This window comes from Buchananella hordeovulneris, from assembly GCF_001907235.1.
Lineage (GTDB): Bacteria > Actinomycetota > Actinomycetes > Actinomycetales > Actinomycetaceae > Buchananella > Buchananella hordeovulneris.
Genome location: NZ_MQVS01000010.1, coordinates 19,261 through 33,271, shown reverse-complemented (window position 1 = coordinate 33,271; position 14,011 = coordinate 19,261). Strand labels below are relative to the sequence as shown.

Sequence of the window (14,011 nt, the reverse complement as noted above, 5' to 3'; positions counted from 1 at the left end):
ACTCGGGGCCGGGGGTGCCTGGCCCTGGTAGTGCCGGTGGGCGCACCCGGTGGCCGGGCTGAGGGCGGCGCGCTCCGGCGAGACCGGCAGGGCACGGTCCGGCAGGGCTGACGGCGTGGTTGGGGGTGGCGGGCGACGGTGCGGCACAATGACCGCATGACTCGCCTGTCGCCGTCCGCCCTGCCCGCCCCGACCCCTCCCTCCACGGCCTACGCGGGCCATGTGGCGGCCCAGATCGCGCGCCGCCGCGGCGAGCAGGCCGCGGCATTGCCGCCCGAGCAGGGCGCGAGCGAGGCGGACCAGGCGACGCTGGCCGCGCTGACGGAGGAGCTCGGCTCGGAGCTGGTGGCCCTGGCGCACCAACTGCACGCCCACCCCGAGGTGGGGTTCGCTGAACACCAGTCGGTGGCTGCGGTGGCAGAGCTGCTGGCCCGCCACGGGCACACTGCCACCGTTGGGCTGGGCAGCCTAGACACGGCCTTGCGGGTCGAGTTCGGCCCGGCCACCGCCCCCGCGCTGGGGATCTGCTGCGAGTACGACGCCCTGCCCGGCATCGGCCACGCGTGCGGTCACAACGTCATGGCCGCCACCGCGGTGGGTGCCTTTCTGGCCCTGGCCCAGCTGGAGCGCACCCGTCCCGGCAGCGTCCCGGCCCGGATCGTCCTCCTGGGTACCCCCGCCGAAGAAGGTGGAACCGGCAAGGAGACCATGATCCGGCAGGGTGACTTCAACGATCTGGCGTGCGCGGTCATGACCCACGCCTACGGTTACGACTTGGCCGACCAACTGTGGCTGGGCTGCCGTCGCCTCACCGTGACGTTTACGGGGGTGGCGGCCCACGCGTCGTCCCAGCCTCACATGGGCCGCAACGCCATGGACGCCGCCGCTCTGTTCTACCAGGGTGTGGGGCTGCTGCGGCAGCACATGGCCCCCGGCGATCGCTTGCACGCCGTGGTCACGGAGGGCGGGCAGCGGGCCTCCATCATCCCCGAGGAGGCCGTAGTGAAAATGTACGTCCGCTCGCAGGAAGCCGACACGTTGCGGGACCTGTGCGAGCGCGTCGACGACTGCGCGGCGGGGGCCGCGCTCATGACTGGGTGCGGGGTGCAAGTGCGGTGGGACCCGCGGCCGCCCGTGCTACCAGTGCGGACCAACGAGACGATGACGGCGGCCTGGGTGCGGGCCCAGCAGCGGCGTGGGCGTCGTCCGCTGCCGCGCGGCGTCGTGCCAGAAACCCTGGCGGCCTCCACCGATTTCGGCAACGTTTCCCAGCTCATGCCCGCCATTCACCCGCTGCTCAAGATTGCCCCCGAGGAGGTGGCCTTGCACACGCGGGCCATGGCCGAGGCGGCCGCCAGCCCGGCGGCCGATGCCGCGTGCGTTGATGGGGCCTACGGACTGGCCGCGGTACTTCTCGATTTGGCTGCGGATCGACAGTTGCTGGCCGCCGCCCAGGCCGAGTTCGCCGCAGTGGGCGGACCGATCTCGACCACAGATTTGTTCTAGTGTGGCAGCTGCGGAGGGAAGCTTGGTTGCCGTAATGTCGCCAGGGTCGCCGTCAGCTAGCTAGCCTGGGCCCACGTGTCGTTCAGCAAGAGGGGACGGCAGTGTTGCACGGCAGGAGGTGGCGGCGATGACCCGGGTAAAGATGTCCGAGGTGGCGGATCGCATTCGGGCTAGTCGAGAGGAATTGCAGTCTCACTGGGATGATCCGTCGCTCAAGTTGGGAGCCTGCTCACAGCGCCGGGCCGCGACCCAAAGCAAGCTGTTGCAGGCCGCCTGGACCCTGATTACTACCCGGGGCCTGGGGTACATCAGCGTCGGTGACATCGCCAACACGGCTGGCTTTACTCGCGGGGCCTTCTACTCCAACTTCGCGGACATGGAGGCGCTCGTGCGACGCCTAGCCCACGACACCTTCGCGGAAGTCTTGCGGCAGGCCGAAAGGCGGGTGCGGTCCGCGCAAATTTCGACCGCGCACGGGCTGCCGCTCCCTGAGCGCATTGCCCTGCTGGCCGCCTCTCTACAGCAGGTGACGAGTCTCGACAAGGAAACCTACATTTTCTACACCGAGATTTCGCTCTACGTGGGACGGCACCCAGAAACCTCCACGGCGCTGCAGCGCATCCTCACCACCGTGCACACCATCTGGCAGGAGCTGCTCACCTCCCTGCTGCGTGCCTTCGACCTCACTGCCCGCGGGCAGTTGGCAGACCTAGTGCAGGTCATCATGGCGCTGGTCGAGCGGTCGACCAACCAGGCGCTCGTGCTCGGCGAGCCCGACGTCGCGGCCCTGTTGCGGCGTAACCTGACCCCGGTGCTGGGGGGACTAGTGCGTGACGCTGCCGGAGCCTGAGCCGCAGGCTTGTCGGCGGTGCGCACTGTGCCGCAGGCGGCAGGCTGGCCTAGCATGGCTACTTGAGCAAGATGAGGGAGAACCGACGTGGTAGATAAGTTGAAGCTGTCTTCAGTGGTCCAGGCGATCAACTGGAACCGGCTGCTGGATGAGAAGGACCTGGAGGTCTGGGACCGGCTCACCGGCAACTTCTGGCTCCCGGAAAAGGTGCCGCTGTCGAACGACATTCAGTCCTGGCACACCCTGACACCGGAGGAACAACAGATGACGACCCGGGTATTCACCGGGTTGACCCTGCTGGACACCGTGCAGGGCACCGTGGGGGCGGTGTCCCTTATCCCCGACGCCCGCACCCCGCACGAAGAGGCGGTGCTGACCAATATCGCCTTTATGGAGTCGGTGCACGCCAAGTCGTACTCGTCAATTTTCTCCACTTTGATCTCCACTAAGGAGATCGACGACGCTTTCCGCTGGAGCGAAGAGAACCCGCACCTACAGCGCAAAGCTGAAATAATCATGCAGTACTACCAGGGTGACGACCCAGAGAAGCGCAAAGTGGCCTCCACGATGCTGGAGTCGTTCCTGTTTTATTCGGGCTTCTACGCTCCCATGTACTGGTCGGCACACGCCAAGCTCACCAACACTGCCGATTTGATTCGCCTAATTATTCGCGACGAGGCGGTGCACGGCTACTACATTGGCTACAAGTACCAGCTGGCGGTGGCCGAGGCTTCCGCGCAACGGCAGGACGAGCTGAAGGACTACACCTACGAGCTGCTGCTGGAGCTGTTCGACAACGAAGAGAACTACACCGAAGACCTCTACGATCCGCTCGGCCTGACCGAGGACGTAAAGAAGTTCCTGCGGTACAACGCTAACAAGGCGTTGATGAACCTCGGCTACGAGCCGCTGTTCCCGCGGGACACCACCGACGTCAACCCGGCGATCTTGGCGGCGCTGTCGCCCAACGCCGACGAAAACCACGACTTCTTCTCCGGGTCGGGTTCCTCCTACGTCATCGGTAAGGCTGAGGCCACCGAAGATGAGGACTGGGAATTCTAAGACCCGGCAGTTAATCCGGCGGCGGCGCTTAGTGGCGTGGCCGCCGGATTTTTGTAGCATGCGTCATTGAATGTGGCTCTTTCGTGGCTTAGGGTGAGGCAATTAATCGTTCGAGGGAGCTTTTATGTGTAAATTCTTTGAAAGAATTGTGGCTAGTGCAGCGGTGGCTGTGTTAGCCACGTCTTTAGTGGCCGCCGGGGCGGTGGCCGCGGCCCCCACCCCGGCCGCTGAGCCTACGGATACCCCGACCGGCGGCGGCGCTACAGTCGCGCCTAACAGCTTGGCCCCAACCGCGCCCTCCAGTCTTCCTACGGACGCGCCCACCCCCGCCCCGCAGGCGCCGCAGGCCAGCGAGCCCGCCAGCGCCAACGACGGTGACCCCGCTCCCGCCGCGGACGAAGCGGAGCCGACTACCGACCCGAGTGCGGGGGAACCGACCGGCGGGCCGAGTGCGGGGGAGGCCAACCAGGCGGTGTCCCCCAGCCCGAGTGCCCCGGCGACCGACAATCGGTTCCTGACGGTGGAGGAACTGGCCGAACTGGGCTACCAGTTCTCCCCGCCCGGCCCCGGGGACGAGAGCGACGAGCTCACTTTGCCTCCCCCCGGGCAGGTGGAGCCGCTGACAACCTACGGCTACAAGCCACCCTTCCCCTTCGACCGGGGCCTGCTGATCCACGACAACCAGTTCTTCACCCGCAATGACATGACGATCCCGGAGATCCGGGCGTTCATCAACCACCACGGGCGCAACTGCACCTCGCAGGGGGACCACAAGTGCCTGAAGGACTACCGGGTCACTACCGTCAATGAGCCTGCGCACCGCTACTGCTCGCAGCCGTACGTCGGCGCCCCCAACGAGGATGTGGCCACGATCCTGTGGAAGACCTCGAACGCCTGTGGTGTGTCCGTACGAGCCCTGCTGGTGCTGATGCAAAAGGAGCAAGGCTTAGTGGCGGCCACCCGCCCCAAGTCGCCTGGCACCTACCAGATCGCGATGGGGTACGGCTGCCCCGACGGCGAGGGAGCGGTGTGCGACTCCGACTACTTCGGGCTCGCCAACCAGATCTACCTGGCCGCCCAGGCCTTCCAGCGCTACCGGGCCCTGCCGGAGCGCTTTAACTTCCGCAACGGGCAGACCGCCAACGTCCTGTATCACCCCAACCGGTCCTGTGGTACGCGGTCAGTCACGATGAAGAGCGCCGCCACCGCCGGTTTGTACAACTACACGCCCTACACGCCCAATGACGCGGCCTTGCGGGTCGGCACGTGGGTTGAGGGTGACGGCTGCTCCGCGTACGGTAACCGCAACTTCGTCTACATCTACTCCGAGTGGTTCGGTGACCCGCGCCTGCCGCACATCCCCGGCAAGGAAAAGCCCGCCCAGCCGGTCGCACCTCCGCCTGCTCCGCCGGTCGCACAGCCCCTGCCCGACAACGTGCGGCGCCTGGCCGGGCGCGACCGGTACGCCACGGCCGCGGCGGTCGCGGATGCCGCCTACCCGAACCGGGCTTCCACCGTTTACCTCAACCGGGGAGACAAACTGTATGACGCCCTGCCCGCAACCGTCCTGACGGATGGACCGGTGCTGCTCGTACCGCCCGGCAAATCGGTGGCCCCGGATGCGGTGCAACGCCAGGCCCACAAACTGCGGCCCAGCCGCCTGATTGCCCTCGGTGACTCCACCGGGGTGGCTGATGCATTGGTAGGCAACCTGCGTTCCACTTCCGGGGCGGGCGCTAGCCAGCGGCTAGTGGGCCCCAACCGGGTGCTGTCTGCGATCGCAGTGTCTTGGCACGGTTTTCCGCGCGCCCAGCAAGCCAAGCGCGTCTACCTGACAGCCGCAACTGGTTCCGACGGCGATGTTGCTATTGACGCAGTGGCGGGCGGGGCCCTCCCGGATGGGCCCTTGCTGTACGTCGATGCTGATGGCGCCAATCAGCGGGCCGTGGCCGCCGAGGTGAGGCGACTGGGGGTCGGGGAAGTTGTGGTGCTCGGTGGGGAAGGCACTGTGCCGAACAGCTGGGTCAACGAGGTGCGGGGCGGTGCCGCTGTGCGCCGCCTGGCGGGCAAGAACCGTTATGAGACGGCCGTGCAGGTGGCCGACTACTACGTGCGGGTGCTGGGCCAGAGCGCCTCCCGTATCTACCTGGTGCGGGGGGACATTACTACCGATGCGGTCCTGGCAGGCACCCTGCCAGGTGGGCCCGTGCTGTTGGCCCAACCGCGGCAGCTGCCCGCCACCACGCGAGCCGCGATCGCCAGCCTTAAGCCGCAGGTTGTCACCGCCGTGGGTGGGGAAGGCTCCGTGTCCAATGCGGTGCTGGGCGAGGCGGGGCGCGCCGCCAAATAGCGAGCCTGCCCGGGGTTTTGGTTGCGGATGCCCGCCCTAACTGGCTACCAGCGGGGTCTATCCGGTGTATGTGGCGGATGAGGCGTGTGGATAGTCAGTTAGGGCGGTGCCTTGCCGGGGCTGCCGGGCTGCCCGGCCCTCTGGCCGGGCGAGGTAGCGTTGCTGCTTGATTCCCGGCGCGGGCCGGGCGGAAAGGAAGAGGGATGAGCGCGCGCGTGCTGATGGTGTGCACCGGAAATATCTGCCGCTCGGTGATGGCCGAGCTGGTGGTCGGGGAGATTGCGCAGCGGCAGGGCCTAGCGGTGCAGGTAACTTCCGCTGGGGTGAGTGCGGAGGAGAGCGGCAACGGGGTGGATCACCGGGCTGCGGCGACCCTGCGGGCCGCCGACTATCCGACCGGTGCCGCCCACCGGGCCCACCAGGTCACGGCCGCTGAGCTCGCCGACCAGGACCTCGTCTTGGCCATGACGCAGCAGCACGCCGCCCGCCTGCGGGCCGTGGCCGACCGCGCGGGTATAGCGCTGGTGGGAGCGGAGGAAGCCGCGGCCGCCCGGGCCGCCGGGCAGCAGCCCATCGAGCTGCGCATGTTCACGGAGTTCCTGCCCGCATGGCAGGAGCAGGATGCCGCCGCGGTGGCGGCCGCGGCCCGCGCGGGTGAGCTGGATGTGGCCGATCCGTGGTACGGCGACATGGCGGACTTCGCGGAGACACTGACGGTCATTGAGGAAGCCACCCCGGCACTGCTGAACTATCTGCGTTCCCAGGTGATCAGGTAGCGCCGATCCGGGCGGGGGCTGCAGCGGGCGCAGGACACCGCCCGCTTGCCTGGGCGCCGGTAGCGTTGCACCTCGTGTCCGAAGGGGCAACGCCCCACCCAGGCTCCCGGCACTGTCGGCAGGTCTAGCGGCAGGCGGGCGCGGCCGCTGGCACCGATGGCGCGCGCCTGGGCCCGCCACACGGCGTCGTGGCCGTGGTGGTCGCCCACTAGCGCGTGGGCGATCTCGTGCAGGATTGTCTCGCGAACCGCCTCCGCTGGGTAGAGAGCCATTAGCGGCGCCGACAGCCAGATGGTGCGGTGAGCGCTGCTGCAGCGCCCGGCTCGCCGCTTGGCCCGATCGAACCGCAGGTGCCAATCAGGCAAGCCGTGGCGCGCCAGCAGGGCGCGCGCCTCTTGCCGCACGAGCGTCAATTCCACCCCTCCACCCTACGAGGTGGCAGCCGCTTGGCCCATCGGGGCATCCCGCTGGGTGATGTTCACAGGTGACACAAAAGTTGACCTGGCCACAGCGGCCGCTGGCTCGGTGCCGCGACGCGGCGGGCAGGGCACAATGACGCGGTGAGAAGGAAGAAGAACTCTGCGCGCCAGTGGCTCGCCTTGGGGCTGGTTAGTGTCGGGGTGGGCGGTGCGGTGTTATGGGCGGCCAGCTGGCTGGGGGCTGACGTTGCACGGCCGCCGCGGCCCGTGGCCACGTTCACCGGCACGCAGCTGGACTTCACGGGCTTCGACCCGGCTCGCATCATTGATGATGAGGTCTTCTTTGATTCCACCACCATGACGGCCGCCGATATCGACCAATTCCTGACTGTGCAGGGGGAGGGCTGCCAGCCGGGCAGCGACGGCACCCCCTGCCTGGCGCACTACGTCACCGACGTGCCCGCCATGCCTGCCAACGAACATTGCGCCGAGATCGCTGACGCCTCGAACATGGGCGCGGCCGAGGTCATATCGCAGGTGGCGACTGCCTGCGAGGTCAATCCTGAGGTGCTGTTGGTGTTGCTGCAAAAGGAGCAGGGGCTGGTAACCGCGTCGGGGCGGGGCTTGGAGGAGTGGCGTTACGCCTCAGCCACCGGGTACGGGTGTCCGGACGGCGCCACCTGTGCGGGCGACGTCGCCGGCTTCTTCAACCAGGTCTACCGCGCCGCCTGGCAGTTCCAGCGTTACCGCGCCTACCCGGAAGACTTCGATCACGTCGCGGGGGTGCCGCACCAGGTGGGATACCATCCGCGGCCTGAATGTGGCGGCACCGAGTTGACCATCAGCAACCAGGCCACCGCGGGCCTGTACAACTACACGCCCTATCAGCCTGACCCGGCCGCGCTGGCGGGCCTGGAGGGGGCATGCGCAAGCCACGGCAATCTCAACTTCTATGCGTGGTACAAGCTGTGGTTCGGTTCGCCGTACGCCTCCTAGATGCTGCCGCTCTCGCCGACGAAGCGTTGGCAGTAGTCGGCGGGGACTGGCAGCGGGTCGTCCCGGTGTGCCGCTAGCTCCTCTGCCACGGCCGCCAGCGCGGCCTCGACGTTGAGGCTCGGCGGGGTGATCCCACCGGCCCCCAGTTGTACCTCTTCGTACAGGCGCACCGGCAGTTCACCAAGTTGGTGCTCGCCGAGGTAGGAGAAGGCGGTGTTGGCGGGGTAGACCAGCTCTAGGGCGGCCGGGTGCGGGCTGATGCCGGTGAGGTCGCGGCTGGATTGGCCGACGACGACGGTCAGCCCGGGCACGCGCCCACCGGCGGTGGCGACCACGGGATCGGCAGAACAGGTGAGCGTCTGCGGGACGATGACCGTCGGCCACACCATGTGACTGGGGTGGAAGCTGCGGTAGCTGACCGTGGCGTGGGTGGGTAGCTTTTCTAGCCAGGCCGCCGGCTGCCCGGGCAGGTGCGGGTGGAAGTCGCTGCCGGGCCCTGGGTGGAAGTGGGCTAGGGCGGGCGCGAAGGAGCGGCGCAGGTTGGCCACCACTCGCTCGGTCTCCCCATCCTCCAGCTCGGTGACGTGCCGCTGGAACTCGGCCAGGGCGGAGGTGAAGCCGCCGGTGAGGCGGTCGATGACCTCGCTGGTGGCGGCGGCGATGCCGTAGTCCAGGGGGCTGAAAGTCAGGGCTGTCGTCAGCTGCTCGTCGAAAATGTAGGTCGGCAGGAACTCCAGCTCGGCCTGCACGGCCGCCAGCTCCGCGGCCGTCATGTGGAAAGCGAACGCGCGGCCGGTGCCCGGCGGGTCCGTCGGGTTGGCGTCGGTGGCGATCCAGGTGCGGTCAGCCAACGGCGCGCAGGCGGCCAAGATCGGCGGAAGATGGTCTTCCTCCAACCCGCCGTCGGCAGGTAGGGCCACCACCGTGGCACCGATGCGGGCCACCCAATCCGCGCGCAGGCAGGCAAACCCGGCGAAAACTTGGCGTTGGAGGGCGCGCAGGGACGCGAGGTCAGTATTGTCGGTTAATAGCCGCATCAGTTAGTTGCCTTCCTCAAACCGCAGTTTGGTGATTTGTTGGCTTTCCTCCCCAGTGAGCGGATCCTTGATCCTGGGGTACTGGATCTCCACCGTGGGTGAGCCCTGAGAGCTATAGGAACGGTAGACAACTTTGGTGCCGTCGGGCAGTTCAGAAGTTACCAGATCAAAACCGGTGACTGGCTTAGGAACTTGTTTGGCATCACCCACGATGCGCTCAAAAGCAGCCTTCGCTTCGAGGTCGCCTCCTTCTAGGAAGTACTGGGTGGTCTCCTTTTCCTTTCGGGAGCTGACTTTGGTGCGGCCAGAGTCAGCCGTGTCGGTGATCTCTTTGATGCGGTCGTCGGGAGTAGAGTCGTCTGGTCCGTCCTCGGTCCTCTTGTGGCGCGGACTGGCGGGGAGCGACTGGTTGGGTGAAGATTGTGGGGTTTTTGGTGGCTCGGCCCGGTCTGCTTTCCGGATGTCCCCCAGGTCGTCAGCTACTCGCACGACATCGGTTAAGTCGTCAGCCTTCGAAGTCAATCGTTGGAGCCCGGTTGCGCCGCGTGTGGCGGCCGCCCCGCTACCTGCTGTGGCGACGGCGACAATGGCGTCGGGCAATAGCTTGCCCGCCGCTCGAGCGGGGTTGTCCGCCCAGGTGTCCCAGTCCAGGATCGCTTTCCCCATGGCTTTGAAGAACTCGCCCGGATTAGAAGTCATAGCATTAAAGGCGGCTTGCGCGTCTTCTATCCCGAGGGAGAACTTGGCAGCAGCTTCCTCCAGGGTTAGCTCGCCAGTGCCGAGCTTCCACAGCTCACCGATGATGGAGATGGGAGTGCCCGGCATGGTCAACAAGCCGATGACAGCCTCGGCGGCGCCGCCGAAGAACTCGCCTACTGCAGCTGCTGCTTCCCCCCACCAGCTCCGTTGTGCAGGGGCGTGGGTGCACGCCTCGCGTACGGCTTGGGCGGCAGTGTTGGCCTGCTCTGTCAGCACCGTTACTGCCTGTGTGAACTTTGTTTCGGCCTGCTCCCTCTTGGGCTGTCCCGGGTCCGTGAACGGGACAATTGTCAAAGTGAACGTGCCAGGCCCGTTGGTGGCCTCCCACTCGGCTTTGCGGCGGTAGCCTTCCTCCACATCAGCGTCGTAGGCCTTGCGTGCATATTCTGTCTCAGTTTGCGCCGCCGCATAGTCTTCTCGGCATTGCAGGGCAATATTTTTGGCCTCGGAGAGCTTCGTGCGGAAGGTGCTCAGTGCATCGGAGGCTTGGCGAAATCCGTCAGCAGCCTTTTGCCAACGATCCGGCTCCAGGTCAAAACGTTCACGAAATCGGTCCGCCGCTCGTCCCTTCCAGCCCTCAGCCCGAATGCTGCCCAGGGAGGTGGCGATAGTCTCATAATTGGTGGCACGTTCGGACAACGCAGTGACACTCTGGTCCAACGCCTCCAAGTTTCCCTCGATAACGAAGTCAGGGGCCCCTCTGTGGGAGATGGTCACGAGCTGCCTCCCAGGAGCGGAGAGTCGGACAGGGCGATGGCGCTGTTCTCGAACTCGGTGGCCGCTTCCGCGGCCGCCATGCCGAAGTCCATATAGGTCTTGGTTACCTTTGCCAGACGCCCAGCTGCCTCTTCGAGATCGTCCGTGAGATTGTTTATCCCTCTTTCCCAGCGGCTTTGGAACTCGTCGAACGCCGCCGCCAGCTCGGAGGACGCCAGGTCTGCGGCGGCAGGTACGAAGTCTTCAATGTCGTGTTCTTTCTTCAGCTCGACAACCTTGCGGGCTTCGTCAGCCGCCGTGTATAAGGCCTGCAGGTCAACTTCGAAGTCATAATCGGGCATAGTCAATCCATAATCGCGGTGGCGCGGACTTCGGCATCGTGTGCCAGGGAAGCAATCTTCTCCATGGCGCGTGCTCCGGCCTGCAGGGTCTCGACGACTTCTGTGGTGCGTTGGGCAAGCCGGGCATCAAAGTCCACCTGGGCGGCCCGGGAGTCGGAACGGGTATCCCACTGTGTTATCAAACCGTCGACGTCACGTCGGGTACTGTCTACAGTTTCTTGTAGTTCAGTGGCTTGTTCGTCAAGTAGGTTGATAATTTCCTGGGCTGCTGTGGCCGAGAACTTAAGTGAAATGTTGCTCACGGTGTTCCACCCAACTGTTCGGCTGCCAACGCTGCAAACTTCTGGACGGCGTCTTCCTCGGCTTGCGTAGTGGTGGTGTCGACTTGTTGCAGGCCGACAGCGTAACCAGTTAGCGCCGCCGACACCGCCCCGACCTTGCCTAGCCAGATCTGCAGGCCGCTGGCGAGGACATCAACGCCACAGCCGATGATCTGCCCTTCCTGGGCAGCGAGCTTGTTGGTGAGGTTTTGCAGTTGCTGGTCGATGTCGTCAGCTGCCACTTCCACTTTTCGGGCGGCGGTGCTTTGGGCACCCAGCCTCATACCAGTCACTTCTCCCACAGTGCCTCCTCTCTGTGATCATGCTAACCCGCAACCGTCTGTGAGCTGCGTCTCTATACTGAAGCGGACCAGGCATCCAGGACAGGAGAAGCAGAACATGCCGCAGCAACACCAGTTGATTGACCACATCGCGGAGATGTTGCGCGCGCACGGCGTGCCGGGCGAGGTGCGGGACGGGTGGTTCCGCACGCAGGCGGCGGTGCCGGTGGCGATCGTGGCGGAGGCCGAGGTGGAGGACGACGAGTCGGGCTCCGCGTCGTCGTCCCTGACGGTGCTTATTCGCTGCCCGGATGGCCGGGACCTGCAGGAGGTGTACTCAGACCTGGGCCGGGACACCGGCGACGTCTTGGACAACAACCTGCGGTCCTTCACTCACAGCCTGCTGCACCCACTAGCTGCGAGCTTGACCGGCGGGGAGGGGGACTGCGACGAGACCGTAGTGACCGTGGGGGAACACACTTACTCCCTGTTTACGCGCGGCTACTTGTTTAAGGGCTATGGCATAGAGGATTTTCCGGCCCCGCCGCCGGAGCTGGAACCGTTCGTGCGCCAGGTGCTCACCGAGTTGCCGTTGGACAAAGACCTGCACTTGGTCTCGGTCTACTACGGGCGCATGGAGGGGCGCGAGCCCATGAGCGAGTTTTGGGTGGACGGGCACGCCGTGCCGCGGGCCGACCGCGAGGTGTGCGAGCTGGAGTGGGCGCCGACCACAGGCTTTTACTCCGCTCGCCTGGTGGGTTTGCTGCGGCGACACGTGCCGGGGGTCTTCCCAGCGCAGGCAAGCAGCAAGCGCAGCTGGTGGCCCTGGGGGCGTAAGGGACGTTAGGTCGACGACGGCTGCCAGGCCTGCGGCTGCGAGCGCTAGGTCAGCGCGGCGCTGGTAGCTGGATCGTGGTACCAGGCGGCGAGGTCCGCCAGGAGCTCGGCCGGGGTGTCCTCCGCATGCAGCCAGAGGGCGGCGCACCAGTCCGCCGGGGTCGGGTTGGGCGGCAGGTCCGCGGTCATGGCCGCGAAGTGGGCGCGCGCCAGGGGAGCGGCACCGTGTTCGCGCCACAGCGCCAACAGCTCGGTGGTGATGTCGAGCCCGCCGCAGGCCAGCCCGGCGATGATCTCGCCCAAGTGCGTCTCATCCGGCGGGCTCGGTTCGGCGTGGAGGCACAGGTGGGTAACGAGCGCACGCGCGAAGTCCCGTACCAGCGCCAACTCGGCCGCGGTGTAGATGCCCGGCTCGGCGAACCCCACCTTGCTCGGCACCATGTCCTCCCACAGGGCAGGGGACTCCCCGGCCGCGGAGGCGGCCAACACCCGGGGTAAGAAGTAGCGAATCTCTGCCGCTGTCACCCGCGCGTCCTGCCCCACGGCGGCCCAACAGTAAGTCCAATACAACTGGGACGGGATCGCCAGCCGGGGGCCAGCCACCAGGGCCGCCTGTTCGTCGGGCAGGCAGCAGCACGGCCCGTCGCACACGTCCAGCGGCAGTGGTGGCGGAGTGGCCGGGAAAAGCTGGTCGGCGGCAAGGGCGAAGGCAGCAAGATCGGTGGGCATGGCGGTTGGTGGAGGTTGGCGACGTCGCCCCAGTTTAGCGACGACAGGTGGCGATCACGGGAACTACAGGCCGGACAGGTAGGTGTACCAGGCCTCCCACTGTTGGGTCTCGCCCTCCTCTTCGCTGCCCGCCAGCAGCGCCGCCTCCAGCCCGGCGGTGAACGCGGCGCGGACCGCGGGCCGGTACGCCCACTGCTCCAGGAACCGCCACTGCGGTTCCGGTGCGGGAGTAGTCGGGTTCGTCGTCTCCAGGACCGCGAGGTAGTTGCGGATGGCGGGCACCGCGGCGGCGTGGCCCGCCCACACCTCACACACCGCGGCCGTCACGTCCAGCCCGGCGCGCTGCCACATCTCCAACAGCACCGGTAGGGCCGGGTAGCCGCGGGAGGACGGGTGCGGATGGGTGCACAGGTCCGCCGCCCAACCGGTCGCGAATCGCCGCAGGAACGCCAACTGGGCGGGGGAGTAGGCGCCCGGGCAGGCGAAGTCGAACTTCTCCAACGTCACCTCGGCCAGGTGGCTCAGCTCCTCACCGCGCACCAGTCCCGTCAGCACCCGAGGCAGGAAGTGGGCGCGCTGGACGACGCCGCGGCGGGTGGCGTCGTCGTCTCCCGGCACCTCCAGCGGGACGCTCGTCAGGTAAGCCAGCAGGTACCCCGTCGGTATCTCCGGCAACGCGAACCGCACGAACGCCGCCTGCGCGTCCGGGGTGAAGCACACGTTGCAGCTGCACACCAGCAGCGGCAAGGGCGGGGTGGGGGAGGCGAAGACCCGGTAGGCCTCGGCCAGCAGCGGCGCGAGGCGGGCCTCGGCCGCCCGGCCCGCAGCGCTCACGTTCGTCACGGGACGATTCTCTCCCCGCCGGGCCGATGGTGGAAGGAAAACGGCCAGCCTTCCCCACGCAGTGGGAGGCGGGGAAGGATCGACGGTAAGTATCCGTGCAACCAGCCGAGAGAGGAAGGATAAATGTTTACTTTCTCGATCACATGCCGTAATCGGAAGGATAGAGGTTATCCTTCCGGTGGGAAGGA

General features: G+C 66.5%; 15 protein-coding genes. 7 read left to right on the top strand and 8 right to left on the bottom strand.

Annotated features, from left to right (window positions below; genetic code table 11):
• Window positions 1-156 precede the first annotated feature (156 nt).
• The 5 genes from BSZ40_RS09185 (at window position 157) to BSZ40_RS09165 (ending at window position 6,544) form a co-directional block, all read left to right on the top strand.
• On the top strand, window positions 157-1,506 hold the full coding sequence (locus BSZ40_RS09185; protein ID WP_073825567.1) for an amidohydrolase: 1,350 nt from the start codon (window positions 157-159) through the stop codon (window positions 1,504-1,506).
• 127 nt (window positions 1,507-1,633) lie between these two features.
• Complete coding sequence (locus BSZ40_RS09180) at window positions 1,634-2,356, top strand: TetR/AcrR family transcriptional regulator (protein ID WP_073825565.1); 723 nt, start codon at window positions 1,634-1,636, stop codon at window positions 2,354-2,356.
• A gap of 87 nt (window positions 2,357-2,443) precedes the next feature.
• Entirely contained in the window at window positions 2,444-3,418 is a 975-nt protein-coding gene (gene nrdF / locus BSZ40_RS09175) for a class 1b ribonucleoside-diphosphate reductase subunit beta (protein ID WP_073825562.1), read from the top strand.
• A gap of 169 nt (window positions 3,419-3,587) precedes the next feature.
• Window positions 3,588-5,768: a cell wall-binding repeat-containing protein gene (locus tag BSZ40_RS09170; RefSeq protein ID WP_158020889.1), complete on the top strand. Its 2,181-nt coding sequence runs from the start codon at window positions 3,588-3,590 to the stop codon at window positions 5,766-5,768.
• A 203-nt stretch (window positions 5,769-5,971) separates the two neighbouring features.
• The gene (locus tag BSZ40_RS09165; RefSeq protein ID WP_073825557.1) at window positions 5,972-6,544 is read left to right on the top strand and encodes a low molecular weight protein-tyrosine-phosphatase; all 573 of its coding nucleotides are present in this window, start codon (window positions 5,972-5,974) and stop codon (window positions 6,542-6,544) included.
• On the opposite strand, the gene BSZ40_RS09160 is transcribed toward BSZ40_RS09165, so the two are convergent.
• Window positions 6,517-6,963 carry a SprT-like domain-containing protein gene (locus tag BSZ40_RS09160; protein WP_073825555.1) on the bottom strand — a complete coding sequence of 149 codons (447 nt, stop codon included), beginning with the start codon at window positions 6,961-6,963 and terminating at the stop codon, window positions 6,517-6,519. The genes BSZ40_RS09165 and BSZ40_RS09160 overlap by 28 nt on opposite strands.
• A 141-nt stretch (window positions 6,964-7,104) precedes the next feature.
• Between BSZ40_RS09160 and BSZ40_RS09155 the strand changes: the two genes are divergently transcribed.
• The gene (locus tag BSZ40_RS09155; RefSeq protein WP_073825552.1) at window positions 7,105-7,959 is read left to right on the top strand and encodes a hypothetical protein; all 855 of its coding nucleotides are present in this window, start codon (window positions 7,105-7,107) and stop codon (window positions 7,957-7,959) included.
• Here the strand turns inward: BSZ40_RS09155 and BSZ40_RS09150 are convergent.
• The 5 genes from BSZ40_RS09150 to BSZ40_RS09130 are packed head-to-tail and all read right to left on the bottom strand — an operon-like array spanning window position 7,956 to window position 11,435.
• Window positions 7,956-8,996: a hypothetical protein gene (locus BSZ40_RS09150; RefSeq protein ID WP_073825549.1), complete on the bottom strand. Its 1,041-nt coding sequence runs from the start codon at window positions 8,994-8,996 to the stop codon at window positions 7,956-7,958. The genes BSZ40_RS09155 and BSZ40_RS09150 overlap by 4 nt on opposite strands.
• Window positions 8,997-8,999: 3 nt before the next feature.
• Window positions 9,000-10,472, bottom strand: coding sequence for a putative T7SS-secreted protein (locus BSZ40_RS09145; protein ID WP_073825546.1), 1,473 nt, complete (start codon window positions 10,470-10,472; stop codon window positions 9,000-9,002).
• Complete coding sequence (locus BSZ40_RS09140; RefSeq protein ID WP_073825545.1) at window positions 10,469-10,813, bottom strand: hypothetical protein; 345 nt, start codon at window positions 10,811-10,813, stop codon at window positions 10,469-10,471. The genes BSZ40_RS09145 and BSZ40_RS09140 overlap by 4 nt, the downstream gene beginning before the upstream one ends.
• 2 nt (window positions 10,814-10,815) lie before the next feature.
• A complete protein-coding gene (locus BSZ40_RS09135) occupies window positions 10,816-11,115 on the bottom strand; it encodes a hypothetical protein (protein WP_073825543.1) in 300 nt (99 codons plus the stop codon).
• Window positions 11,112-11,435, bottom strand: coding sequence for a hypothetical protein (locus BSZ40_RS09130; RefSeq protein ID WP_124852289.1), 324 nt, complete (start codon window positions 11,433-11,435; stop codon window positions 11,112-11,114). Before BSZ40_RS09130 ends, BSZ40_RS09135 begins: the two co-directional genes overlap by 4 nt.
• Before the next feature lie 97 nt (window positions 11,436-11,532).
• Between BSZ40_RS09130 and BSZ40_RS09125 the strand changes: the two genes are divergently transcribed.
• A complete protein-coding gene (locus BSZ40_RS09125) occupies window positions 11,533-12,261 on the top strand; it encodes a DUF6348 family protein (protein WP_073825537.1) in 729 nt (242 codons plus the stop codon).
• 35 nt (window positions 12,262-12,296) lie between these two features.
• On the opposite strand, the gene BSZ40_RS09120 is transcribed toward BSZ40_RS09125, so the two are convergent.
• Window positions 12,297-12,980: a hypothetical protein gene (locus BSZ40_RS09120; RefSeq protein WP_073825534.1), complete on the bottom strand. Its 684-nt coding sequence runs from the start codon at window positions 12,978-12,980 to the stop codon at window positions 12,297-12,299.
• Between the two features lie 63 nt (window positions 12,981-13,043).
• Complete coding sequence (locus BSZ40_RS09115; RefSeq protein ID WP_073825531.1) at window positions 13,044-13,823, bottom strand: hypothetical protein; 780 nt, start codon at window positions 13,821-13,823, stop codon at window positions 13,044-13,046.
• Window positions 13,824-14,011 lie beyond the last annotated feature (188 nt).

Bases quoted from the DNA above. Each gene is read 5' to 3' on its own strand.
- BSZ40_RS09125 (WP_073825537.1), top strand. From the start codon at position 11,533: ATGCCGCAGCAACACCAGTTGATTGACCACATCGCGGAGATGTTGCGC.
- BSZ40_RS09180 (WP_073825565.1), top strand. From the start codon at position 1,634: ATGACCCGGGTAAAGATGTCCGAGGTGGCGGATCGCATTCGGGCTAGT.
- BSZ40_RS09140 (WP_073825545.1), bottom strand. From the start codon at position 10,813: ATGCCCGATTATGACTTCGAAGTTGACCTGCAGGCCTTATACACGGCG.
- BSZ40_RS09165 (WP_073825557.1), top strand. From the start codon at position 5,972: ATGAGCGCGCGCGTGCTGATGGTGTGCACCGGAAATATCTGCCGCTCG.
- BSZ40_RS09150 (WP_073825549.1), bottom strand. From the start codon at position 8,996: ATGCGGCTATTAACCGACAATACTGACCTCGCGTCCCTGCGCGCCCTC.
- BSZ40_RS09120 (WP_073825534.1), bottom strand. From the start codon at position 12,980: ATGCCCACCGATCTTGCTGCCTTCGCCCTTGCCGCCGACCAGCTTTTC.
- BSZ40_RS09185 (WP_073825567.1), top strand. From the start codon at position 157: ATGACTCGCCTGTCGCCGTCCGCCCTGCCCGCCCCGACCCCTCCCTCC.